A 23206-nucleotide genomic window follows, 5' to 3' on the forward strand; every position below is an offset into this window, starting at 1 on the left:
GTGAAGGTCGGTGACCGGGTCCTGGCCACCGACCCGACGACCGGGCGTACCGAGGTTCACACCGTCACCGCGGTCATCGTCGGCCATGGCCTGAAGCATCTTGTCGATGTCACCGTGGCCACGGCGGATGGTCCACGAACCCTCACTGCGACCGATCATCATCCGTTCTGGGATGATGCCCACCACGGCTGGGTCGACGCCGACCAGCTCACCTCCGCCGACCGGCTGCGCACTCCCACCGGCGCCGACGTCCCTGTCACCGCCACCCACGACCGCGACCAGACCCAGACCGTCTACAACCTCACCGTCGACACCCTCCACACCTACTACGTCCTCGCCGGCACCACACCAGTCCTCGTCCACAACAGCGGCGGAAACGCCTCAATCGATGACAACCGACTGGCCNACGTCGAGTACCGGCACGGTCCGGGAGCTCGCGATCTAGCCATACGAGACGGCAGCCCCAACCTGCCTGGAGAGTTCAACGAGGATTTCATCTGGAACAGCGAGGATCAGCAGGTTCTCGGCGAAAATCTCCGGCGAGGCGTCGACAACTCGCCCGAGCTACCTAATCCCAACGGTCCTGGCCACCTACACCAGTATAACTTTGGACGCACGATTGGTATCAACGGTGCTGGAAACGAGACCAACGTTGCAGAAATCGTTGTGCGTGACGGAAGAATATGGACCGCTTATCCGAAATAGCGATCAAGCGTCCAGAAAGGGTTCCTTTTGTGACGCAGCGCATCTTCACCTGGACCAAGGTAATACATGGCTGGGCATCTTTTGAGCTGGCGAGCGAGGGTGTCGCTGCATATCGCACGACAGTCGGTGACTCGACGGACGTGTTCAGGGTACTTCTCGTCTCCATACTGGGAGTCCTGAACGGCGAGGAGCGCCAGGAGTGTTCCTTTGACAACGAGCCTGGCGAGATCCGGCTGGTTCTCGAATCGAGCCAACCTCTTCTGAACATACGAATAGAGAGGCACGATGAATGGGGTAAAGGCGCAGGCAAAGTTCAGTGGTCAGCCAGGAATATCGACGCNAGAGCGTTTGCGGCCGACGTCTTGATGTCCACTGTCGACCTGATGGAGAAGGCAGGGGTCAAACATTTTCAAGAGCTTTGGCCGGCCTACCCTTACCCGCAGGCCGAGGTCGACCAGGTTAAGCGAGTACTGGCCGTCTCCTGACGGGGGCCTGCGACTGTAAGGGCGTGTCTCACGTGGGCTGTCGGGATCTTGCCGGATGATGTGAAGCGCGAACGACCGCCCTGAAAGATCAAGAACGGACTGGGGAAAAGTGCAAAACCAGGGTCACTTGACGGACGAGGATTTTCGGGCGCTCGAGGACTTCGCCGAGCGTATCCGCGGAGAACTTCGGCTTGCCGGTCTACCGATCATTCACAAGGAAGGCGAAATAGTGGCCGGAGTCGAGGTTGCGAGCTCTTCGACGAGTTCAACTCCTTCCCAGAATCTCCTTGGAGCGGCGGATGAGCCACGCATTTCCACGCCTGGCGAAGTGGCAGATCGTCACCGCGGTCGTGATCGGCCACATGCCATACGGACTTAGGGCCCGAGTACCCTCCGGAGAGATCGGAGTCGTCGACCGGGTACTGATCAGCGATCTACCCATCGGTCTCTCCGAGTGGCCTGTTCTGGGCGATCAACTGACTTTGGTCTCGGGTGGGTATACCTCAGGTGGACAGTTGCGCCTCAGCGCCCGTACCTCCGACCTCGAGCTCGCAAGGACTCGATCCAGACACAAACCTGGGTAAGCGGAGGCTCCATGCGACGAGATCTGGGGAACCACTGAGCGAAGCGGCTGGTATTACAGTCTCAGTGACCGCAGCGGCACCCCGGGCCGGATCGAGACCTGAAGAGCCCCAACGAAGGGGGAAGTTCGACCCGGGAGAGGTCGGGACCTCGACCAAGGTTCGAGAGGGAGGCGGTGTATGGAGGACCGAGCGATAGTTCGGCCGGAAGACGTACACGGGCGGGCGGGTCTTGTCAGCTACCTGGAACACCTCGTCGCCGAAATTGAGACAGGGAAGATCGTGACGGAGAATCCCAGGACTCACATGTACATCGAGGCGNCATCAGCTTGGACCGACGGCCTGGATCTATGGCTCGAAGGTAAGGGCATCGGCCTATCTGAAAATCCGACCTGGCAGATAGTTGCCATGATATTCACCGCCGCCGTCTACTGCGAATAGCACGTCTGCCATTGACTCCCTGCGTAGGCCCGAGAGCGTTCCGTGTCGTGAGGTCGCGGGTGGCGGTGTCGCGGGTGGACACGGTGTGGCGGGGGGCGGGCCGGGGTCGTGGAAGCGGGGCCGGTCGGCGTGGACTCCCGGCCCCGTCACCTATGCGGGATTCTCGGCGTCGACGATCCTGGTCGCCTGTGCGTCGGTCAGGTTGTAGTGCAGGAAGTCGCGGAGGAAGGTCCTGGTCTCCTGAAGGATGTTCAGCCCGGAGAACTCCGCGGAATGCAGCGTCTTCGCCGCCCACCGGATCTGGAGGGCCTCCTCGATGCCGTACCGGTCCCAGTGCCAGCCGCCGGTCGGATTGATGTAGGCGCGGTTGTTGCGGACCGCCGGCTGGTTCTTCCAGAACGGATCCGTGGTCAGTTTCGCCAGCGTCTGCTGGCCGGTGTCGTTGCCGGTGAACGCACTGCTGGCGAGGATGATCACATCTGGATTCCAGCTGGCGACGGCCTCGGTGGTCGTCGGCCGGACGGTGCCCTTCACCTCGGCGGCGGTGCGGCCGTCGGCGGCGGTGCTCCACTCGTCGATGATGCTGTCGGTGCCGTCGACGACCAGCGGGTTCAACGAGTAGATGTGCAGCACCTTGGGCCGCTGCTCGGTCGGGATCGTCGAGCTCGTCGCGCGGATCTGGGCGAGCTTCGCGTCGAGATAGGCGTTGTAGCGCTGCGCCTGAGTCCTGGCCGCGGGCCCCAGCACGTCGGCGGTCGTGCTGACGACCTTCTTCAGCCCGTCGAACGTCTGGAAGGCCAGTTGGAGCGTGGGAACACCCACACTCGTCGTCTTCGCCTGAGTCTGGGTGCCCGTGTTGTTGAACAGCACGTCGGGATGTGTGTTCAGGAGTTCCTCGGTGTTCGCCGTCGTCGACGTGAACACCGTCTTCGCCTGACGCAGCGCCGGGTCGATCGTGTAGAGCCACGGCGCCGAGGACGGCGTCAGCACGGTCGCGACGATTTTGCTGCCACCGCCGAGTATCTGCACGACCTCGTTGAGCAGCCGTAGCCAAGGCCATGGCCTGGATCGTGGCGACACTGCGCGCCGCGTGACGCTCGGAGGTCACACGACAAGCTGCGGGGGTGGGTGAACGTCAGCCATAGCTGGGATCGAGCGGGGTGGTGGGGTGCGCGGCCACGGCGTCGAGCGTGGGATCGGCGAGGACCGCGTCGATCGCGGCGTGGCTGGCACCGAGGTAGGTGGCGTAGCCGTCGATCTCGGTGGCGACGAGCCAGGTCCGATCGTAGGGCCACCACAGACTCGCGCACCTCCACTCCACCGGTAGCCGGCAGCACCGGGGCGGCGCTCACCGGCCCGGTGAGCAGGTGGTACGCCCGGTGCGTGGTCCGCACGCGCACCGGCCGGTCCTCCCAGGCTCGCGTCTCAGGGAGGCCGAAACCCTCCCAGAGGCAGAAGTACGCCTGGTCCGGCGTATGGGTGAAGCTGGACAGGACCCTCGCGAGAGTCTCCGTCTCCCGCGCGTCCAGGCCTCCATCGGAGGNCCGCCCCCAGCGGTCGGAACCGGCGACGAGGTCGTCGAACCGGGTCTCGGCGGTCAGCGCCACGCCTCGGCATGCGGCGATCTCGGACCATCGGTGTCGCCGTCCCTCATCCTCACGGTCGTACGTCGGCGGCAGCACCCTGGCATAGGCCGAGAAGACGGGCGGCACCATCGCCGCTACCGTCGCGGCTGACGTGGTGGCGGTCAGAGCAGCCGCTGCCCACGCCGCCGGACTGACGTCGGACAGCAGCGACATCCCCGGCGCCCAGGCGACCGGCTCCCCTATGTCCATCACTCCACTCTGTCAGGCAATCCCCACTCCGCGCTGCGGGTCGCCGAGCTCGCGTACACCCTGCGCCTGCCCCTGCGCGATCAGGTCGTGCATCAGCCCGAAGGGCGCGGCGGCGGCCGCGGTGAGCCGGTCGGCGCCCTCGCGGTGCTTGCCGGTGTGAACATCAGTTCCAGCAGCGCGGCGTCCTCGGTGGCGAACCGCGGTCGGCCGCAGCTATGGCGTGCAGGCGCGGCCGGAACTCCTGCCCCGCGGCGGCGGATGCTGCGCATAGTTCGTCGTCCAGCCGGGCGAACCCGGCCTCGGCGAGGGCGTCCAGCAGGGCCTGACGGTCCGGGAAGTGCCGGCGGGGCGTGGAATGGCTGGGTCCGCCTCGGCTCGCTTTTACACCCTTGCGCCGGGTCGGCGTCTGGGCTGGGACATCGAGCAGCTCGCCGATGACCTCGCCGATCTGTTTGGCCGGCCCGTCGATCTGGTCTCCGTCCGCGGGCTCCACCCGTTGCTACGCTCGTCGGTCCTGGCTGAAGCACGGCCCGTGGATGCGGCGTGACGTCCTCCTGCTCGGCGAGATGATCGAGGCAGCCGATCAGGCGCAGAGACTCACCGAGGGGATCACCATCGGCGATCTGGAGGCGGACCGCCAGCGCCGCGACGCACTCCTGTGGAACTTCACCGTGCTCGGCGAGGCCGCCAGCCAGCTCTCCGACGAGGGCTGGAGCGCAGCGGCCTGGACATCTGTGATGACCGGCGCGCGGTCGCGGCCAAGGATGCCGGAATCACAGTGATCGACCCGCGCGACTGATCACGCCGCCGGTCGTCGGAACGCGCGGCCGTCGGCGTTGGTGGTACAGACATCCGCCCTCGGTTCACACCGCGTGACCTGAGCGGCCACACGCCACGCCGCATCCGCGACGAGAGACCACGCGGCGATCGCTGGGGCTGTAGTGCTCTAGGCGCCGCCGGCGGTGACGACGGCGTCGGTGATGAATCCGGCGGCGAGGCCGGCCAGGACTCCGAGATAGAGCAGCTCACGGCGGCCAGCGCGGGACGCGATGCCGATGAGCTGGATGACGACGTAGAGGATGGAACCGGCGGCGAGGGACAGGAAGATCACGCTGAGCGGGTCGCTGGTGAACTGGCGGCCGATCGCGGTGCCGATGAGAGTGGGTCCGCCGCCGATGAGCCCGGTAAGCAGGAGGAATCCCCAACTTGGCCGGTCGGCGTCGGCGGCGAGCGGGGCGACGATCCCGAATCCTTCGGTGGCGTTGTGCAACGCGAAGCCGATCACGAGGAGGGTCGCCAACGTGATCTCGCCGCGGCCGGCACTGCCTCCGATGGCCAGTCCTTCGCCGAAGTTGTGCAGGCCGATCCCGACCGCGATGGTCAGCGCGAGCCGCCGGGCGGCTGACAGGCCCGTGGTAGTGGGTGGCTGAAGTGCGGCGAGTTCGTCGGCGGCCATTGCCCCGGGCCCGAAGCGCGCCCCGGCGCCCGGCTCCGGCTGTGGCGGGGTGGGCCGGCGCATGAGGACGCGTTCGTAGCCGAGGAGGCTGAGCAGCCCGACGGACAGGCCGCCGAGGAACAGCGCGCCGTAGCCGAAGACGGGGCCGAGGCCGCCGCTGTGGTCGTGGACCTTGCTCAACGCGGCGTCGAGAGGTTCCCAGGCATGNGCGAGCACATCCCACACGAGGAAGATCAGGATGCCGATGGCGGTCGCGTTCAGGAACTGCCGCACTCCTGGCATCGGGCGACGTAGCCGCCCCACGGGAAGCCCGATCAGGATCGTGACCCCCGCGATGAACCCCAGTACCAGCGTCCGTGTCTCGCTCACGTTGCCTCCCCGTCAAACCAGCCGAATCCGGTTGAGCTTAGGTAAGGCTTAACTATGAAGCAAGGAGAAGGTTGGGAGTGTTTCGGCCGTCCTGGGTCGAGTGATGATGTGACCACGCTGCCGAGGTTGGCGGGAGGACGGTGCGAAGGCTGGGCCGCCGCGACGGCGAACGCCTCGTCGTCCTGTCCCCGGGATGATGCCTGCACGGCCCGGGCCGCCTCGGCCAGCAGGGGGGTGCAGCGCTGCACCCGCCGGTACCTGGTCACCTGATCGCCCTCGGGGCCACGCTCGGCGAGCAGACCTTCGATGTCCCGGTACGACAATGGGTACCGGAGGCATCAGCGAACCGCCAGAATGATCACCTCTGCCGGGAGCCGGGAGCCGGGACTCGGCGAACTCCGATACCAGCACCGGCGGCGTGACCGCACCTCGACCCATCACCTGATCAGGTCCCACCGTCGGCACGAAAGTCCGGCCCCGACCGGATGCAACAGAGCCGGCCTGGTTAACCGCCCTGATGCCGACGCGGAGAGGATCGCGGTGAGCGGCAGGTCGTTTCCTCGCGGAGGGGCCTTGGATGTCCGTCGGTGGTGCTCCCGCCCCTTCCTCCCTCGCCCGGAGGAGGGATATTCCCCCTGCGGGGGAGGTTTCGCTCCTGTGACGCCACCTAACCTCCGGAGTGACGGTCGTCATAGGTGCGATGACTCCGGCCAAGGAGGCTCTCGTTGGGACGCATGCCGCAGGACGTGATGTCGCACGAGCTCAATCTGCTCTGGCAGTCGATCTTCACCTGGGTNAGCTGGGCCATCGCGCTCGCGATGATCCTGATCGCGATCTACTTATGGCGCAAGGAGNGGACGCCGTTCTATCTCTGCGCGGTGCTCGCGGCGGGCGTCGCGGCGTTCGCCGAGCCACTGTACGATGTTGCCTTCGACCTGTGGTTCTTCAACGCGGACAGTTCCGGTACCCCTGGTGCGATGTGGTCGCACTTCAGTGCCTTCGGTGTTGTGCAGCCCAACTGGACGCACAGTGGCTACATCATCCTGTACGCCGCCGTCGCACTATATGCGGGGCGGAAGATGTACGAAGGCCGTCTGACCCGCAAGGGACTGTTCGCAATCTGGGGTCTGGAGATTCTCACCTCGTGCGCCTTCGAGGCGATCGGTACCGGCGTCGACGTCTACACCTATTACGGCCCCTACGAGTTGCGGATCTGGCACTACCCAGCCGTGATCGGCGTGCTCGANGGCACCCAGACAGTCCTGTTCACGGTTCTGGCCGTGCAGATCTGGCAGCGCGTCTCCCGTCCTTGGGGCCTGACCTCGCTGTTCGCTGNCTTCCCAATGACGATGTTCGGAGCGAATTTCGGCATCGGCAGCCCCATCATCATCGCGTTGCACCTGGACGGTGCGGACTTCTCCCGCGGGCTCGTGTGGGCAGCGACCTTTCTCACGATGGCCCTCTGTGTCCTGGCCATCCACGGCGCATCGAAGTTCCTTCCTCGGCCCCGCACGGTCGTCGAGCCCGCTGGCCTGCCCGTCCCGTCGAGCGACGACGCACTACTGGTGTGACTGCGCCCCCCCGGTTGGTCGAGTCGCCCGAGTGGACTGGTTCGCCGGCCAGGTTCCTGCCTCACGCGGCGGACCCCGGCCGGGAACTCCTGCGAGATGGCCCCTTTGGTAGAAGCCTGCCGGTCGCCGCGCCATCCACGAAGAAACGCAGGTCACCCACAAGCTTCCGCATGACTTCTTCATGGCCGGCACCGAAGAGCAGATCCATGGTAGGCGCGTAGCAGACGAAGAATCCTGGCGGGAACGCCGATACCAAGGCGGTCCGGCAGTCCCGCGCCACCCTCGCGCCCGACGAAGAAGACCTCGATGCCCGTGTCGGCGGTCAGCCGGGCGTGCCGGGCCATTTCCTTGCCGCGCTCCCAGGTGAGGGCCCGGCGTAGGCGGCCGGGCAGCGTGGCCGGCGACAGCGTGATCGCGTCCCGGACGGTTTCGGCACCGCGGCCGGCCGGCGGCGGGCCGTTGGGCACCCGGGACCCACGGCCGTAGCCGCCCAGGCACGGCAGATGCGGCAAGATCGTGATCCGGGTGGAGCGCCAAACCAGGGTGCCGATCGCGGGGGCCTGGTCCACCCGATGATCAGATCTCCTTCCCGGTCCCGCCACGAGCGCCAGCGTTACGTCGCAGCTCCCGGGAGACCGTCGACGGCGACCCCTCCAGACGCCGCGCGATCTCCCTGACGCTGTCCCCGCCGGCGTGGCCGAGGGCGACCTCATCCCGCTCGGCGAACGACAGATACCGAGGCGAGTACGCGGAGAAGCCCGGAGGAGGCATTCCGCCACCATGCCGGAATCACCGGGTCCCGACCGTCGGCGACACACCGGCATCGACGCCGGTGTCCTCGCTGGCCAGCCCACGAGCGATCGCGTCCCGGAATCGGTGGCGATGCTTTCGTCCCGCCACCGGCGGCCGTCCCGGCGCCCGCATACCCCGCCGGACCTGTCGCCGCCGCCGTCCAACCCGGCCGTCGCCCCACTCCCACACCTCCAGATCGAGGTGTTGCGACGACCAGTTGAACGCGCCCAACACGCATCCGGCACTTACCATCGAACCCCAAAAAGCGCAGCGTACGACCCTTCGTCGGCGCCACCGGAGTGTGCTGGGATAATGTCGCCGCCGAGTCCTTTTCCGGCACATTCAAAAAGTAATTCGCCCACCGGGAAACTTACCCTATCCGCCGCGCCGCCCGTAGCGTGACCGTCGAGTACATCGTAGCCGTCTTCCGCTGGCGGCGACTCCACTCCACCCTCGACTACCACACCCCGGAACACATCGAGAGCCTCTATCGGGCGGGCGAGGCATCAATGTTCAGGGGTGGCGCGGGGCTGATATAGTCCACTGAAGTCATGTCCGTGAAACGGGTGACAGTGCACGTTCACATCGCGGTCCCGGGTGCCCCGGGCAAGATCTCGGAATGCAGCATTATCGGGCTGTGGCACGGTAGTGAGGAGAAGCGTGAGAGTCGCAGGTTCCAACAAGGCCGATACCTGGAGCCGCCTCAAGGCGGCGGGGATCGATCTTCTGTTCAAGCATGGGTACGAGGCCATGAACACCCGCCAGCTCGCGGAGGCGGCCGGCCTGAAGCCCGGCTCGATCTACTACTACTTCAAGAGCAAGGAAGAGTTTCTCCATCGGCTGTTGATCGATCTGCTCCAGGAGGTGGTCGCCGACCTGGAGGGCGGGCTGGAAGACGTGGGCGACGTCGAACAGCGTCTGGAGACGTACGTACGCATCCTCGTCAGGTGGCACGTCGATCGCCGTGAGGAGACGTTCATCGCCTCGATTGAGATTCGCTCGCTTTCTGGGCAGCGCCACGAGAGATACATGCTGCTCAGGCGTCGTTTCGACGCCCTTCTCGCCGAGATCCTGCAGCAGGGAATCGACGAGGAACGCTTCGCCGTGCCCAACGAGCCGGTCCTGAGGAACGCCATCCTGTCGATGATCACTGGGATCTGCGGGTGGTACGATCCGGCCGGCCCGCTTGGGCTTTCCTCCATTTCCGATGAGTTTGTGAGACTGACGCGTAACATGGTCNGGCTGCCGAGCAGGTGACCCGCTCGATTCACTCGGTGTAACGAGCCGCGCGCTGTTCGAGCGTGGCACGACGGGCTTCGAGTGAGTCGGGGTGCCTGGACAGCTCTCGTGTCAGACCTTGCTCGAAAATGTATCCCTCCTGCAGGTCCATGGTCTCGATGCCGGTCAANGAGCGCTTCGCCATGCGGATCGAGGCGCTGCTGTGGCGTACGATGCGACGTGCCTGCTCATGGGCCCTTTTGATTAGTTCTGTCGGTGGGACCACGGCGACGATGCCACCGAGTTCCGCCAGGCGACCGGCCTCGATCGGGTCGCCGGTGAGGTACATCCAGCGGACGATCGGCTCAGGCACCAGGCGGGCGAGATGGCGTGCTCCTCCCATGATTCCAACGCCTACTTCCGGCGTCCCGAATCTGGCGTTCTCCGCGGNGATGACGAAGTCACAGGACGCGGCTATCGCCAGCCCGGTCCCCAGCGCTACGCCGTGGACCGCGCCGATCACCGGAACGGGGCACTCCTGGATCGCGAAGAACGCCGCGCGCACCTCTGCCATCCGTTCGTCCGAGTTATCCGGCGTGAGAGTGCCGAACTCGTGCAGATCGTTGCCCGCGCAGAAGTGCCTACCTTCGCCGGCCAGCACAATGGCCTTCACCCCCGGAAGATGCCGGTCCGGTCGTGAGAAGAGGTCCTCGAGTTCGCGGTACATCGCCTGGGAGACGGAATTGACTGGCGGGCGGGCCAGCCACACGGTGCTGAGCGGGCCTTCGGACTCGAGACGGAGAAACTCGAATGTGCTCATGCAGGACTGCTCCTTACTTCCCGGCACGTGGCTGTGGGGGAGATTGACCTATTCCGCCNGAATCCGGGCGGGCCTGAGCAGGGCGAGATTCATCGGCTCGGAGACGAACCAACGCCTGACGATGCGCGTGCGGATCCGCCACTCGCCGTCGAGACGCAGGTACAGATCGTCGTACGAGGCCGCGACCAGGCTCGGAAGGCCGTCGTGCCCCACGCAGATGGCGAAGGAATCACTGGAGCCCTCGGCGCGCTCCCCGTCCAGTAGTCGGACGATGTGGTTTGTCGCCCAGTGGTGGGTACTCTGGTAGCTCTGCTGGACGAACGTGATCGCCTGGGGCAGCTCCGCGAGACCGCGGAACCGGCCTGTCCTGGTTCCGATGATGTACTCGCCGTCGGGATGCCAGATGGACAGGAACGTCGTCTGGTCCCCCCGGTCGATGCCGACGCAGTACTTCGCGCCGAGCTCGATGATCTGAGCCCTGCTCAGCAGCTCCTCGACACCGACGGTCACGTCCCGGTCCGCGCTCATGCTCGCCGTTCCCGCTGGGTGGCCATCCTGTCCAGTTGCCGCCTTCGTTTCGCGATCCACGACCGGCTCTGCACGGGCAGGAGGGCGAAACGGTCCCGGTCGCTGTACTGGCCCAGGTCCTCCCGCGCGCGGATCGGCCACGCGGGATCCACCAGCGCCTCGCGGCCGATCGCGACGAGGTCGGCCGCGCCGGCCCGAATGACCTTGTCGGCCTGCCCGGCGTCGACGATGTGGCCCACGGCCATCGTGCGGATCTCGGCGCGGCGACGGACCTCGGNCGCCCAGTCGACCTGGTAGCCCGGACCAATGCTGTGGACATAGACGCCGCCGATGCCGCCGGACGAACAGTCGATCACGTCGACGCCGACGGCCTTCAGCCGACCCGCGAACTCGATGGTCTGCTCTAGGTCGATGCCGTCGTGACCGTTGTCGACGACGGACAGTCGGACGAACAGTGGCCGGTCCTCTGGCCACTGCCTCCGGACCGCCTCGGCGACCAGCAGCGGGAATCGCATGCGGGCGTCGCGGTCGCCGCCGAACTCGTCGTCGCGCGTGTTGCTGATCGGGGACAGGAAGCTGTGCAACAGGTATCCGTGCGCCATGTGCAGCTCCAGGACGTCCGCCCCCGCCTCGGCCGCCCGGCACGCCGCCGTGCGCCAGTCCCGCAGCTGCTCCGCCAGCTCCGTGGTGGTCAGAGCCCTGGGGCGTTGCCAGCCCGGCGCGTAGGGCTGATCGGTGACCGAAAAGATCTCCCACCGTCCGTCCGCGGGCCGATCGGCCTCGGTCACCCACGGCGGCAACGTGGCGGCCTTGGAGCCGGCGTGGCCGAGTTGAATGCCGAATCGTGCCCCCTGACCATGCGCGAAGTCGGCGATGCGCCGTAGCGCGTCGCCCTGGTCATCTCGCCACAGGCCGACGTCGCCGTAGGTGAGCCGACCCTCGGGAGAGATCGACGTCGCCTCCGTCATGACCAGCCCGAAACCACCCATCGCGAATCGTCCGAGATGCACCAGGTGATAGTCGCTCGCGAGGCCGTCGACGGCCGAGTACTGACACATGGGGGATACCGCGATGCGATTACGGAAAGTTACTTCCCCCACCGTCAGTTCCTCGAAGAGCCCACGAGATTGCTGCTGGGTGTTCACCACGATACCGTCCTTGCCGGTGTGCTCGCCGTGATATCGGCCGTGATATGGGCCGGGCGTTTGTCAATCAACGTGGGTCATGCGTGTGGATGCGGCTCTTCTCGCGAGCGATGACAACTGTCGGGCGTACGTTTGATACGATTCTCTTCTCTCGCGAAGGAAGGACTTCGACGTGATCCCTGACGCCCCGAGCGAATTCGGCCGGCAAAGCTATACGGGCCTCGCCGCGGAGATCATCCGTCTGCTCGACGCTCTCTCGATGGCGCAGCCGGATCCGGTCGTTCTCGACGACGGCCGCCGGGTCGTGCGCGATCTGGCCACCCGGGTCGAGGCTCTGCCCATCATCCCCGAGGATCCCCGGGTTCCCGCGCACTCGCCCGAGAACCCGCGATTCCAGCCGGCCGAGCGGGGCCTGGTGCCGCCGGTTTCCATCGATCTGGAGGATGGCAAGCAGCTCGTCGGTCGCGTGCGCTTCAGCCCTCATTTCGCGGGGACAGCCGCCGTACATGGGGGCTCCCTTGGACTGCTCTTCGACGACCTCCTGGGTAGGCTCGCCAACTCGGGACTGGTCGGGAGAGTCGCCCGCACGGCCTATCTTCACATCGACTACCGCCGGCTGGTCCCGGTGGCGACCGAGCTTTCCTGTCGAGCCTGGATCGCGGCGGTCGACGGTCGGAAGCGGACCGTCCGGGGCGTGCTCTCCTACGCCGGGGAGGTCGTCACGGAGGCCGAAGGACTGTGGATCGAGCCGCGGCCGGACAATACTGGCGATCATCGGTTTCATGATTCCGCCTGACTCGCGCTAGCGTGGCCGTGACCATTTGTGAATGTTGTTCCGCTGAATTGCGGAGGATCCGCCGATGATTGGCATCAACAATACGTCGCGCACATATCTCTCCATGTCGAAGTCCTTGACGTAGCCATAGGCACCCAGGACCGTCTGCGCGTCGAGCACGATCTGCTTGCACGTCTCCGTCACGAACAGCTTGGCCATCGAGGTCTCGACGCCGCAGCGGACGCCGCGGTTCGCCAGCTCCGCGGCATCGTCGAGCACGAGGCGGGATGCATACAGCTTGACTCGCATGTCCGCGAGTGAGTGCGCTATGGACTGGTGCCTGACGATCGGGACGCCGAACTGCCGGCGTTCCTGAGCATAGGCATGCGCATCCGCGCAGGCGGCCGCGCCGAGGCCCAGGGCCATGGCGGCCACCTCGAGTTTCTCGATGTCGAGGCCGGCGCCGGTGATGAGCGACCAGCCACGGTNCCAGGCTTCCTCACCCCCCATCAGGTTGGCGAGGGGCACCCGGACGTCGTCGAAGACGACGTCGGTCGTCCCGCTGCCCTTGAGCCCCATCGCGTCGATCGTCGTGATCGTCACGCCCTCGGCCCGGCTGGGCACGAGGACCGTGCTGAGGTTGTGGTAGCGCGGAGCGTCGGGATCGGAGGTGGCCAGCGTGTAGATGTAGTCACTGATCTCAGCCCCGGTGCAGAACCGTTTGGACCCGTTGANGATCAGCTCGTTCCCGTCCCGACGTACGGTGGTCCGCACATCCGCCAGGTCCGCGCCCACGTCCGGTTCGGTCCAGCCGTAGGCGAACAGCAGGCGACCCTGGGCGATCTCGGGAAGCCAGCGCTTCTTCTGCTCCTCGCTGGCGCACTCCACCACGGTCATTCCCGCGTAACAGCTCGCCATGATGTACGGGATCGCGACCGCCGAGCTGCGTCGGGAGAGCTCTTCGATCACCATGAGTGTGGCGTGTATGTCGCGACCCAGGCCGCCGTACTCCTCGGGGATGGCCAGCCCGGCCACTCCGATCCCCACGAGCTGGTCGAAGACGTCGCGAGGGAACTCGTTCGCCTTGTCCCACTCGGCGGCGGCGCTGCGCGGCATCTGCTCGTCGATGAAACGGCGCAGAACCGCACGGAGCTCGAGCGCCTCGTCGGACAGGTACCGGTTGGTGGTTTCCAGCGACATGGTTCCCGACAACGTCATCCCCTGCCCCTGCCCGCGGCCTTGTAGGTCTCCCGCGCGATGATCAGCTTTTGGATCTCGCTGGTTCCGGCACCGATCTCGTGGTGCTTCGCGTCGCGGTAGAGCCGTGCCGCGGGGTATTCCTCCATCAGGCCATAGCCCCCCAGGATCTGGACGACCTCGCGCGAGGCCTCGACCGCCACCTCCGAGCTGTAGAGCTTGAGGACCGCCGCTGCCCGCGTCACTTCCTCGCCGCGTTCGATGGCACGGATGAGGTGATAGAACATCACCCGCGACATCTCCACACCGGTCGCCATCCGAGCGATCTTGTCCTGCGTCAGCTGGAAGGTCGACAGCGGCTGACCGAAGACCTCTCGCTCGCTGGAGTACTCGACAGCGAGGTCAAGACAGGCCTGGGTGATACCCGTGTTGGACGCCCCCTCGAAGACCCTTTCCAGGTCCAGCCCCTCGAGCATGTAGTAGAAACCGTTGTCGACCTCCCCGAGGACCTGGTCCGCCGAGACCCTGACGGAGTCGAAGAACACCTCCGCGGTCGGTGAGCTCCGCAGGGACAGCTTGTCGAAAGGCTTGCCGACGGTGAGGCCCGGCGTATCCCGATCGACGAGAAAGCAGGTACCGCCGCGGGCGCGCCGATCCTCGCCGCTGGTCCTGGCGAAGACCATGAACATCGTCGCGATGGGTGCGTTCGTGATGAAGGTCTTCGAGCCGTCGATGACCCACTCGTCGCCCACCCTGCGTGCGGTCGTCCGAGGGCTCAGGGCGTTGGAGCCGCCATGGGACTCGGTCAGGCAGATCGACATGGACGCCTCGCCGGCGATCAGCGGGGCAAGGTACTTCTTCTTCTGCTCCTCCGTGCCACGCTTGATGAGGTGACGGGCGACCAGACTGAGATTCACGAACAGAGTCGCGTCGAGGCCGGCGTCGACGCGAGCGGTCTCCTCGGCCACGATCGCGCGAGTCATGAGGCTGCCCCCGCCGCCGCCGTACTCCTCCGGGGCGAAGCAGCCGAGGATTCCCTGCTCACCCATGAGCCTGAGCAGCTCCTGCGGTGGCTGACCGGCACGCTCCATCTCCGCGACGATGGGACGCACGTGGCTGTTCATGAACTGCTGCACGACCTGTTGGAACTCGCGCTCCTCCTCGGTGAGGATGGACAGCGCCACGGAGCTGGTGGACATCGGGGATCCCTTCGACGATGGTGACCGCGGGTTGACGACCGGACGGGCTCAGAAATCGGCTGCACCCGGAACCCTGACGGGCTCAGAGCCCGAACAGTCCTCGAACCCGGTCGGTGTCCGCGTCGGCAAGACGCTGGGTGTAGCCGGTACGACTGGTGGGCGGCAGGCCGCCCTTGACGGTGAGGTCGACGCGCATCTCGAGGGTCTTGAGCCCCACGCTCAAGGTCTCGAACACCGGGATGTCACCCTTGAGCCTGGTCAGTCCCGCGGCGGCGGTCATGGTGCTGAGCCCGGCGCTGCCGATCACGATCGCGCCGGCGCCGCGGTCGACAAGCCTGCGCGCCTGGCGCTCGACGTCGGCGACGACGAAGTCGGGATTCGCGAAGCCCTCGGTGAAGGCCCGCGCAGACGGGGTCTCGATGCGCTCGACTCCTACGCAGCGATCGAGAAGCCCGTTCTTGGCGATCAGACTGTGGCACGTCTCGGCCCAGGCGAGGTCCTCGACCGTCACGACACCGAAGCGGTAGGCATAGGAGCTGGCGAGATGCAGCGTGGCCTCCCAGGGTCCGACGACCGGGATGTCGACCAGGGTCCGGGCCTCGGTGATACCGGGATCACCGCTGCACGCGACCATCGCGCCGTGCGCCCCTTGCCGACTCGCGTCCAGGATGTTGTGGATCACGTCCACCGAGTTCAGCAGGTACGGGTATCCGAACACCGTGTCCGACGCGCGCTTCAACTTCGCCCAGCGGTGCCTGATCTCCGTGTCGNCCCGCTTCACCTTGTCGAACACCGCCGTGACCATCTCCGTGTAGGGCTCGGATCCACGCTGGGCGTTGATGNGCACGACAGNCAGTTCCACTGCGTCTCCTATTGAATCGAGCGTACGATTGATATTAGGACACCGTAGATCCACCGTCAACGAATCTGTCGGCTTACCTGAGTGCGCCGACGGACAGCCCGCNGCACACGGTCAGCGTCTGGCCAGTCACATAACTGGCGTCACGTGAGGCCAGGAACGCGATGCAGGCGGCGATCTCCTCCGGTCTGCCCGGCCGCCCGGCCGGGATCTGAGCTATCTGGCTGCGTTGGAACTCGCCCGGCGTGCTCAGGAACATGCCGGTGGCGACCACGCCCGGCTCGACGCAGTTGACCGTGACTCCGTGCTTCGCGAGCTCGATCGCGGCCGACCGGGTCAGTGCCTCGATACCTCCCTTGGCAGCGCCGTAGCTGATCCCGGCGACCACGCCCCTGGCGGCGACGGAGCTGGTGTTGACGATCCGTCCGTAGCCGCGCTCCTTCATCGCGGGCGCGAAGGCGCGCACCGTGTGCAGCGTCGCCACCAGATGCGTGCCGAGAACCAGCTCGAAGTCCGCATCGGTGATCTTCNCCAGCACCGCGTTGCGGACCGCGCCCGCGAGGTTGACCAGGACACGCGGTGCCCCGAACCGCTCGGCCACGCCGGCGGCCAGCAGGTCGACGGCGGCGGAGGAGGTCACGTCGCAGACATGGCTCGATGCGCTGAACCCGTCCGCCACCAGTCCGGCCGCCACCCGCTGCGCGGGATCCGCGGCGATGTCCACGACGCACACGTGCGTGCCTGCCTGCGCGAGCCGGTGCGACGTGGCGGCGCCCAGGCCGCCCCCGCCCCCGATGACGACCGCTACCTCGCGTTGCTCCTCCACGGCTGTCCTCTCGCCGTCGCCGGTCACCATCGCCGGTCCGCACCATCGCCGGTCCGCAACGTCACTCACCGTCGCCGGTAGTGCGGCGCGCGACCCTCCAGGAAGGCCGTGATGCCCTCACGGTGGTCCTCGGTGTCGAACAGGGCGGCGAAGATCTCCACCTCGCGCCGATGCCCTTCGTCGAGCGAGTGCCGCAGTCGGTAGTTGGCCGAGCGCTTCGCGGCCTCCACGGCGAGCNGTCCAGCCCGGTTGATCCGCTCGGCGATGGCCAGGGCGGCCTCCAACGAGCCCCCCGGGGGGCAGACCTGATCGACGAGACCGATCGCGTGCGCCTCCCCGGCCGGCAGCCGGTCGCCGGTGAACAGCAGCCGTTTGGCGGTGCCGACCGGAAGCGCGGAGAACAGCATCTGCGTCCCACCGGCCCCCGGAATCAGACCGAGCTGCACCTCGGTGACGCCGATCCTCGCCTGTTCCTCGGCGATCGCGATGTCGCAGGAGAGCAGCAGCTCAAGACCACCGCCGAGCGCATGTCCGTTGATGGCCGCGATGACCGGAACCCGAAGGTCGAACAGCGCCTGCTGCATCCTCTGGACCCGCAGCGCCATGGCGGCGGCGCCCTCGCGGTCGATCTCGGTGAAGTACCGGATGTCACCACCGGCGACGAAGCATCGGCCGGTGCCGATCAGGATCATGCTTCGCAGGTCGAGGTCCTTCTCGATCGCCCGAGCCGCGTGTTCGATCTCAACCGCCACATCAGGATGCAGGGCGTTCACCGGCGGGTTGTCGATGGACACGACACCCGTCGCACCGATGTGTCTGACAGTCACGAAGTCGTAGGACATACCGCGGCAGATCCCCTTCCTTGTTCTCGACCGGTCCTTGTTCTCGCTGTGGCGTCGGTTCTCGCTGTGGCGCCGCCGCACGCGGCATGGCGATCAGACGGCATGGCGATCAGACGGCATGGCGGTCAGACGATCCGGCGGGTGACGGCCAGGGGCGCGTGGNGCAGGCCCCAGGCGAACGCGGTCCACGGCCACCGCGGCACATACACGTTGCTGCCTCCGCGCTCGATGGCATCGACCAACGCACGGTGGCCCACCTCGGCGTCGACCATGAGCGGATGGCGACGGCCGGTGTGGGCGTGCATGTCCGAGTCGATGTAGCCCGGCCGGATGGTGGTCACGGAGATGGGCATCCCCTTCGCCTCGACATCGCTACGGATGCCCTCGGCCAGATGCGCCAGGGCGACTTTGGACGCGGCGTACACGTTCATCGGNCCGGGCATACCGCGGGCCGCGACGACCGAGGAGACGACCACGAGGTGGCCGTGTCCCTGCGCGTAGAACACGCGCATGGCCGCTTCGCACTGCGCGATTCCACCGACGAAGTTCGTCAGGGCGGTGTCCCGGTTTCCGTCGAAACGGCCCGCCCCGATCCGTGCTCCCTTGCCCAGCCCGGCGTTCACGACAACCCGGTCCAGGCGTCCGGTCGCCGCGACCGCCTGCTCGAACGCCTCGAAGACGCGGTCGTGGTCCGTGACGTCCATCCGCAGCGGGACCACCCGGCGACCGGGATGGCGGACCTCGATCTCGGCCTGAAGCGCCTCGAGCCGCTCCAGGCGGCGGGCGGTGACCACCAGATCCGCGCCGCGTGAGGCGAAGACCCNCGCCATACCCTCGCCTATGCCCGCACTCGCGCCGGTGATCATTACTGTCTCGTTCATCACCGGCCCCGTCATACCTTTCGGAACACGGGCAGTACGCGATCACCACGGCGGGCGAAGTCGAGCTGGACCTCAAGGCCGATCTCGACCTTGTCAGGATCGACGTCGACGATGTTCGTCATCATCGTCGGCCCCTCGGCGAGCCTGACGAGAGCAACCGTGTACGGCGTCAGATCGGCGAAGGCGCCGCTGCCACGGTGGACGACGCTGAAGGTCTCGACGACGGCCAGACCGGACGGTCGCCTCCACGTGAGCTTTCGGGACCAGCAATGTGAACAGAGATGACGCGGGTAGTACTGCCACTTCGCGCACCCGTCGCAGTGCTGTAACCAGAAGACGCCGTGACCGCACTCGCGCCAGAAGAACGCGGCCGGGTCCTCCAGCGGATCGACGTCCACTTCCGCGGGGGTCGTTGTCATCGGGCACTTCCCAGGACCAGGAAACCGTTGTTGGCCAACCAGCTGCCTTGACCGTGCACGAGGCCGAGCTCGGCGCCCTCGACCTGCCTGGCGCCCGCCTCTCCGCGTAGCTGGACGACCGCCTCGACGACGGAGTCCAGGGCCGCGCCCATGCCGGGATGGCGAAATGCCAGCGTGCCGCCGTGCGTGTTCACGGGCAGTCGCCCGCCAAGGTCGACGGCACCGCTCTCGACGAACGCCCCGCCCTCACCCTTCTCGCAGAAACCGATCTCCTCGAGGAGGATCAGGGGGACGATGGTGGCCGGATCGTAGAGCTCGACGAAGTCGAGGTCGTCGAGCGTGATACCGGCCTGGGCGACGGCCAGGTCCGCGGCGACGCGGATGTGGGCGAACCGCGCCAGGCTCGGCGCCTGCGTCAGGCTCATGAAACCGCAGGACTCGCCGTAGCCCCTGACGGCGACGGCGCGGTTGCCCGTGGGCCTGTTGGTGACGACGAAGCCCTGTGCCCCGCCGGTCGAGATCAGGGCGACCATCGACCGGGTCAGCGGGCTGCTGATGACGACATCGTCCAGAACCGCCTGGATGGTCAGCTCGCCGGCGACCTCCGTATCNGGATTCAGCAGGCCATGCCGGCGGATGGTGACCGCGAGCGAGGCCAGTTGTTCCATGGTGGTGCCGTAGTCGTGGAGGTGCCGTGCGGCCATCAGGGCGAACGCGGTAGGGATGAGGGGACCGAACGGCCGCTCATAGGTCTGATCGAAACTTTTCATGTAGAGCTCGATCGCTCCCTCGAGCCCGAGGGTCGTCGCGAAGTTGTCGGCTGACAGCACCAGCACGTTGCTGGCCAGGCCGGCGTTCACGGCCGATCGAGCCATGCCGATCACGTCTGTCGCGGGACGACCGCCGTAGGGCGCCATCGCGACGTAGGCCGGTCCGATGCCGAGGTACTCGGCAAGCTCGGCGGGGNTGCACGCGAACGGCTGCGGGATGGACGAGGACAGGACCAGCCCGTCGATGGCGTGCGGATCCAGTCCCGCGTCGGTCACGGCGTCCGCGGCGGCGTCCGCCAGGAGCTTCAGGTAGGGCGGAGCAGGCTTTCCGCGGCCCACGATCCGCTGGGAGACGCCGGAGATGTAGACGGGGTTCATCGTTGGCTCAGCCGACACGACCTGGCCTTTCGTCTATGTGCAACCAGTCGCTCAGGACAGTGGTCAAAGATCGCCATCCCTCGAGCGGCGGGTGATCGCGGTCCGCGGCGAGCACATTGAGCGCCACATGGTCGGCGCCGCGGGCCAGATGCGCCCGGACACGCTCGTAGATCGCGTCCGCACGCCACACGAACAGCTCGTCGATCAGCCGGTCACCGCCGCGACCCGAGAAGTCGTCGGCGGTGAACCCCAGCCGCTCGAAGTGCCGCACGTAGTTGGNCAGTCTCAGGTAGAAATCAAGGTAGCGGCGGCCGATCTCGCGCGCCTCGGCGTCGTTGTCGGCCCAGATCACCACCTGCGTCACCCCCAGGAAGGCGTCCGGGCCCACGTCGCGGCGGGCCGCCTCGGTGTGCGCGAGCGTCGCGTTGTAGGTGAGTGCACCGCCGGTGCAGCGGCCGGCCAGCTGGAGCATCTTCGGACCGAGCGCACCGATGAGGGTGAGCGCGGAATCTGGCGTCCGCTGACGAACGGATGCGTCGCGCATCTGCTGCAGGTACTCGGTCATCGCCGCGAGCGGGGCGCGGAACTCGTGCCCCCGCCTGTCGGCGAAGGACGCATGGCTGACGCCCAGGCCCAATGCGTAGCGGTCACCGTGGACCTCCCAGAGCACTCGCCGCCCGCTCACCAGTGCCTGGGCGTCGCGGGCATACATGCTCGCGACGCCCGTGCCGATACGGAGTCGGGTGGTGGCGGCGAGATACTGGGCGGCTGTGGTCAGGGCCTCGCGTCCCGCGTCACCCGGCGTCCACAAGGTACCGAACCCCAGGCCCTCCACCTCGCGGGCCAGCTCGACGGCCCGGGGTATGGGCAGCGGATCCAGCGTGGCGGTCCAGATCCCGACGGGACCGGCGTCGAAGCCGTGACCGCGGCTGCGTGTCCTCACCCTGACTACTCGGATCCGACGGTGCCGGACTTGGCAAGAGACTCGCGCAGCACGAACTTCTGCACCTTTCCGGAGGGGGTACGCGGCAGGGACTTCACAACGGCCACCTTCTGCGGCCAGAACGGCTTCGCCATGCCGCCCTTGTCGAGGTAGGTCACCACTTCCGCCAGCGTGGGCTCCCTGCCGTCGGCCACGATGACCGCACAGACCCGTTCACCAAGCCGCTCGTCGGGATAGGAGACCACCGCGACGTCCTGGATGTTCGGATGCGTGTAAAGGGCGTTCTCGATCTCGACGGCGGAGATGTTCTGACCGCCGCGAATAATGATGTCCTTGCTACGCCCCTCGATACGGATGGCGCCGTCGTCGGTCACCCGACCAAGATCTCCCGTGTCGTACCAGCCGTCCGCGGTGAAGGCATCGGCGGTCAGGTCGTTGCGGCCGAAGTATCCCGCGAAGAGGCCCGGGCCACGGACCTGTAAGTTCCCGATCACGCCCGGTGGAACGGGCTTCTGGCCAGCGTCGACCACGCGGATCGTCTGCCACGGAACCGGGAACCCGTCGCTGGAGTTGAGGGTTTCGACGCTGGCGCCGAGCTGGTGGATGCTGGCGATCCCCGTCTCCGAACAACCCCACAGCGGAACGAGGCTGGTCGAGAACTCCTCATGCATGGCGACGGCCACGCCGGGAGGAATCGAGGCGCCGCCGCAGGCGAAGGCGCGCATCGTGTCGCTCGGGGCCTGCGCGCGGTTCTTCCGGGCCTCGATCATGTCGAGCGCGAAGGCCGTGGCGGACAGCGTCCAGGTGATGCCCTCGGTCCCCATCATGTCGAGCAGTCCGTCGACGTCCCACCGATCCTGGTAGACCACCTTCTGGCCCATGGACAGCGGAACCAGCATGCCATGAATGAACCCGGTCAGGTGGCCCAGCGTCGACGCCATGAACGCCACGTCGTCCGCGGTGAGGGACAGCGCGTCGGCGATGACGTTCCGGTATCCCGACCACGCGGTGTTGTAGGTGTGCAGTGCGCCCTTCGGCGTACCCGTGGTGCCGGAGGTGTACACCAGCATCGCGATGTCATCGGCACCGGGACGCAGCGGTTCGAGCGTCTCCGCGAGGCCGGGGGCGAGCTCTCGCCTGACGTCGACCAACGAGCGCATGAAGTTCGTCTCGGGATCGATCGTGTCGTCCGCGTCGAAGAAGTAGAGCTGCTGGAGGGTGTCGATCTCGGACTGGAGCCGCTGCGCCGCCGCCGCGAAGTCATAGCCGCGGAACCGCTGCGGCGCGAGATACACTTTGCTCCCGGAATCTTCCAGCATGAACCGCAGTTCACGCTCGCGGTAGATAATCGGAATCGGGTTCGGTACGGCACCTATGCGCATGGTCGCCAGGGCGATGGCCGGACCTTCCCAACCATTGGCAGCCTGGATCGAGACCACGTCTGCGGGCTTGACGCCGATGGCGAGCAGTCCACCGGCGAGCCGATCGACAAGAGCGCCGAGCTGACCATAGGTCACCGTCTCGGGTAAGGGGACCCCGCTGCGGTACGAGACGATGGCCGCCTTCTGCGATAACCGCCGGACGTTGTCCAGGAAGTCGTCCAGGAACGTGCGGTCACGCCACTGTCCGCTGTCGCGGAATCGCTCCACGTCGGCCGGATCGAACGCGCGGATCCAGGACGCCAGCCGTGTCCCCTGATGCTTGCGTACATTCATCCCGCTGACTCCTTGTTCGCACGTCACGGCCCCACGGCGCGTTCTTCGTCGTTGCGAGGGTCGTGCTGTTCGTGGACATGACGCATAAGCCGGCTGGTGCGTGTGGCCGGCCTCGTCGGTGGGGGAGTATCGGCCCCGGGTGAGGCTGTGCTTCCACCGCCACTGCCACCGCCACCGCTACCGCCGCCGCGATCGCGGGCTCCCCGGTCCCGGGTGGCCTGGGTCAAGATTCGAGCAAGCGACCGGTTCTTGTCAATCGTTCGACCGCTTGATTCTTTGGGTTGTGGTGCGACCCGCCTGACCGGCGCCTGTCGTGGGGCGGGCGCCGCCGTCGCGGGCTGCTCGGCCCGCGGGGCCGAGCGGGCTGTCGGGGCTGGACAGGCTCCGAATGTCGCGGGCACCATGCCTTGACGGCGTGGTTGACGTGACGTACGCTACAAATCGAGCGTACGATTG

General features: G+C 66.7%; 18 protein-coding genes and 19 pseudogenes. 6 read left to right on the plus strand and 31 right to left on the minus strand.

The genetic code is table 11. The features are described 5' to 3' along the window. Positions 1-405: polymorphic toxin-type HINT domain-containing protein (locus FF86_RS36325; protein ID WP_242419358.1), on the plus strand; the 405-nt coding region annotated here is incomplete at both ends. Positions 406-2362: 1957 nt separating this feature from the next. Here the strand turns inward: FF86_RS36325 and FF86_RS23320 are convergent. The 3 genes from FF86_RS23320 to FF86_RS34955 form a co-directional block, all read right to left on the minus strand. Further along, positions 2363-3241 carry an ABC transporter substrate-binding protein gene (locus FF86_RS23320; protein ID WP_052681222.1) on the minus strand — a complete coding sequence of 293 codons (879 nt, stop codon included), beginning with the start codon at positions 3239-3241 and terminating at the stop codon, positions 2363-2365. 106 nt (positions 3242-3347) lie between these two features. Then, positions 3348-3533 carry a hypothetical protein gene (locus tag FF86_RS55885; RefSeq protein ID WP_236706178.1) on the minus strand — a complete coding sequence of 62 codons (186 nt, stop codon included), beginning with the start codon at positions 3531-3533 and terminating at the stop codon, positions 3348-3350. Between the two features lie 677 nt (positions 3534-4210). Next, positions 4211-4540 (minus strand): TetR/AcrR family transcriptional regulator, encoded by a 330-nt coding sequence (locus FF86_RS34955; protein WP_052681223.1) that lies wholly within the window; start codon positions 4538-4540, stop codon positions 4211-4213. Between the two features lie 43 nt (positions 4541-4583). Here FF86_RS34955 and FF86_RS23335 point away from each other — a divergent pair, with 43 nt between their 5' ends. Further along, positions 4584-4829 carry a DUF86 domain-containing protein gene (locus FF86_RS23335; protein WP_044886494.1) on the plus strand — a complete coding sequence of 82 codons (246 nt, stop codon included), beginning with the start codon at positions 4584-4586 and terminating at the stop codon, positions 4827-4829. 164 nt (positions 4830-4993) lie between these two features. On the opposite strand, the gene FF86_RS23340 is transcribed toward FF86_RS23335, so the two are convergent. The 3 genes and pseudogenes from FF86_RS23340 to FF86_RS55890 form a co-directional block, all read right to left on the minus strand. Beyond that, positions 4994-5710, minus strand: a 717-nt coding sequence (locus tag FF86_RS23340) for a ZIP family metal transporter (RefSeq protein WP_242419359.1), incomplete at its 5' end; no start/stop codon positions are given. A 1-nt stretch (position 5711) separates the two neighbouring features. Further along, positions 5712-5872 (minus strand): annotated as a pseudogene (locus FF86_RS67855) (zinc permease); the annotation flags it as partial. A gap of 181 nt (positions 5873-6053) precedes the next feature. Next, positions 6054-6310: pseudogene (locus tag FF86_RS55890) on the minus strand (IS6 family transposase); the annotation flags it as partial. A gap of 417 nt (positions 6311-6727) precedes the next feature. On the opposite strand from FF86_RS55890, the pseudogene FF86_RS67860 reads away from it, so the two are divergent. Next, a pseudogene (locus FF86_RS67860) lies at positions 6728-7118 on the plus strand (hypothetical protein); the annotation flags it as partial. Positions 7119-7208: 90 nt separating this feature from the next. Next, positions 7209-7443, plus strand: a pseudogene (locus FF86_RS67865) (hypothetical protein); the annotation flags it as partial. A 179-nt stretch (positions 7444-7622) separates the two neighbouring features. Here FF86_RS67865 and FF86_RS23350 read toward each other — a convergent pair. Beyond that, the gene (locus tag FF86_RS23350; protein ID WP_044886497.1) at positions 7623-8012 is read right to left on the minus strand and encodes a hypothetical protein; all 390 of its coding nucleotides are present in this window, start codon (positions 8010-8012) and stop codon (positions 7623-7625) included. A 7-nt stretch (positions 8013-8019) separates the two neighbouring features. Beyond that, the gene (locus FF86_RS23355; protein WP_044886498.1) at positions 8020-8214 is read right to left on the minus strand and encodes a helix-turn-helix domain-containing protein; all 195 of its coding nucleotides are present in this window, start codon (positions 8212-8214) and stop codon (positions 8020-8022) included. 681 nt (positions 8215-8895) lie between these two features. Here FF86_RS23355 and FF86_RS23365 point away from each other — a divergent pair. Further along, positions 8896-9474 (plus strand): TetR/AcrR family transcriptional regulator (locus tag FF86_RS23365; RefSeq protein WP_242419360.1); only part of this gene is annotated, 579 nt, incomplete at its 3' end. 28 nt (positions 9475-9502) lie between these two features. Here the strand turns inward: FF86_RS23365 and FF86_RS55900 are convergent. The 6 genes and pseudogenes from FF86_RS55900 to FF86_RS23380 form a co-directional block, all read right to left on the minus strand. Beyond that, the gene (locus FF86_RS55900) at positions 9503-9643 is read right to left on the minus strand and encodes a hypothetical protein (protein ID WP_242419373.1); all 141 of its coding nucleotides are present in this window, start codon (positions 9641-9643) and stop codon (positions 9503-9505) included. A gap of 1 nt (position 9644) precedes the next feature. Further along, positions 9645-9903 (minus strand): annotated as a pseudogene (locus tag FF86_RS55905) (enoyl-CoA hydratase-related protein); the annotation flags it as partial. Between the two features lies 1 nt (position 9904). Continuing rightward, positions 9905-10273 (minus strand): annotated as a pseudogene (locus FF86_RS55910) (enoyl-CoA hydratase/isomerase family protein); the annotation flags it as partial. Between the two features lie 59 nt (positions 10274-10332). Then, positions 10333-10801 (minus strand): annotated as a pseudogene (locus tag FF86_RS67870) (nuclear transport factor 2 family protein); the annotation flags it as partial. Beyond that, a pseudogene (locus FF86_RS55915) lies at positions 10798-11078 on the minus strand (NADH:flavin oxidoreductase/NADH oxidase); the annotation flags it as partial. The pseudogenes FF86_RS67870 and FF86_RS55915, both read right to left, overlap by 4 nt. 1 nt (position 11079) lies before the next feature. Further along, positions 11080-11949, minus strand: a pseudogene (locus FF86_RS23380) (NADH:flavin oxidoreductase/NADH oxidase); the annotation flags it as partial. Between the two features lie 256 nt (positions 11950-12205). Here FF86_RS23380 and FF86_RS67875 point away from each other — a divergent pair. Beyond that, positions 12206-12742, plus strand: a complete 537-nt coding sequence (locus tag FF86_RS67875) for a hotdog domain-containing protein (protein WP_044886539.1) — start codon at positions 12206-12208, stop codon at positions 12740-12742. Between the two features lie 6 nt (positions 12743-12748). Here the strand turns inward: FF86_RS67875 and FF86_RS55920 are convergent. The 17 genes and pseudogenes from FF86_RS55920 to FF86_RS23435 all read right to left on the minus strand — a co-directional run. Then, a partial coding sequence (locus FF86_RS55920; RefSeq protein WP_255355887.1) for an acyl-CoA dehydrogenase family protein occupies positions 12749-13209 on the minus strand: 461 nt, incomplete at its 5' end. Position 13210: 1 nt separating this feature from the next. After that, positions 13211-13455 (minus strand): annotated as a pseudogene (locus FF86_RS55925) (acyl-CoA dehydrogenase family protein); the annotation flags it as partial. Position 13456: 1 nt separating this feature from the next. Then, positions 13457-13939 (minus strand): annotated as a pseudogene (locus tag FF86_RS55930) (acyl-CoA dehydrogenase family protein); the annotation flags it as partial. Then, complete coding sequence (locus FF86_RS23395; RefSeq protein WP_044886503.1) at positions 13936-15117, minus strand: acyl-CoA dehydrogenase family protein; 1182 nt, start codon at positions 15115-15117, stop codon at positions 13936-13938. The gene FF86_RS23395 and the pseudogene FF86_RS55930, both read right to left, overlap by 4 nt. Before the next feature lie 82 nt (positions 15118-15199). Continuing rightward, positions 15200-15835 carry an aspartate/glutamate racemase family protein gene (locus FF86_RS55935; RefSeq protein WP_313954372.1) on the minus strand — a complete coding sequence of 212 codons (636 nt, stop codon included), beginning with the start codon at positions 15833-15835 and terminating at the stop codon, positions 15200-15202. Between the two features lie 247 nt (positions 15836-16082). Beyond that, positions 16083-16506, minus strand: a pseudogene (locus FF86_RS55940) (SDR family NAD(P)-dependent oxidoreductase); the annotation flags it as partial. A gap of 1 nt (position 16507) precedes the next feature. Further along, positions 16508-16832 (minus strand): annotated as a pseudogene (locus FF86_RS55945) (SDR family NAD(P)-dependent oxidoreductase); the annotation flags it as partial. A gap of 35 nt (positions 16833-16867) precedes the next feature. Next, positions 16868-17039 (minus strand): enoyl-CoA hydratase/isomerase family protein (locus FF86_RS55950; RefSeq protein WP_396230037.1); only part of this gene is annotated, 172 nt, incomplete at its 5' end. 1 nt (position 17040) lies between these two features. Continuing rightward, positions 17041-17644, minus strand: a pseudogene (locus FF86_RS23410) (enoyl-CoA hydratase/isomerase family protein); the annotation flags it as partial. A gap of 163 nt (positions 17645-17807) precedes the next feature. Further along, positions 17808-18078 (minus strand): annotated as a pseudogene (locus FF86_RS55955) (SDR family NAD(P)-dependent oxidoreductase); the annotation flags it as partial. Position 18079: 1 nt separating this feature from the next. Further along, a pseudogene (locus tag FF86_RS55960) lies at positions 18080-18467 on the minus strand (SDR family NAD(P)-dependent oxidoreductase); the annotation flags it as partial. 1 nt (position 18468) lies between these two features. Further along, positions 18469-18525 (minus strand): annotated as a pseudogene (locus tag FF86_RS63000) (hypothetical protein); the annotation flags it as partial. Positions 18526-18536: 11 nt separating this feature from the next. Next, positions 18537-18923 carry a Zn-ribbon domain-containing OB-fold protein gene (locus FF86_RS23420; RefSeq protein WP_236706182.1) on the minus strand — a complete coding sequence of 129 codons (387 nt, stop codon included), beginning with the start codon at positions 18921-18923 and terminating at the stop codon, positions 18537-18539. 17 nt (positions 18924-18940) lie between these two features. Continuing rightward, the coding region (locus tag FF86_RS55965) for a thiolase family protein (protein ID WP_242419361.1) at positions 18941-19555 on the minus strand (615 nt) is incomplete at its 5' end. Positions 19556-20099: 544 nt separating this feature from the next. Continuing rightward, a pseudogene (locus tag FF86_RS67880) lies at positions 20100-20371 on the minus strand (hypothetical protein); the annotation flags it as partial. 1 nt (position 20372) lies between these two features. After that, a pseudogene (locus FF86_RS67885) lies at positions 20373-21035 on the minus strand (LLM class flavin-dependent oxidoreductase); the annotation flags it as partial. 5 nt (positions 21036-21040) lie between these two features. Then, positions 21041-22750 (minus strand): AMP-binding protein, encoded by a 1710-nt coding sequence (locus FF86_RS23435; protein WP_044886510.1) that lies wholly within the window; start codon positions 22748-22750, stop codon positions 21041-21043. Positions 22751-23206 lie beyond the last annotated feature (456 nt).

The sequence above is a fragment of the Frankia sp. CpI1-P genome, assembly GCF_001421075.1.
GTDB classification, from domain to species: Bacteria; Actinomycetota; Actinomycetes; order Frankiales; family Frankiaceae; genus Frankia; species Frankia torreyi.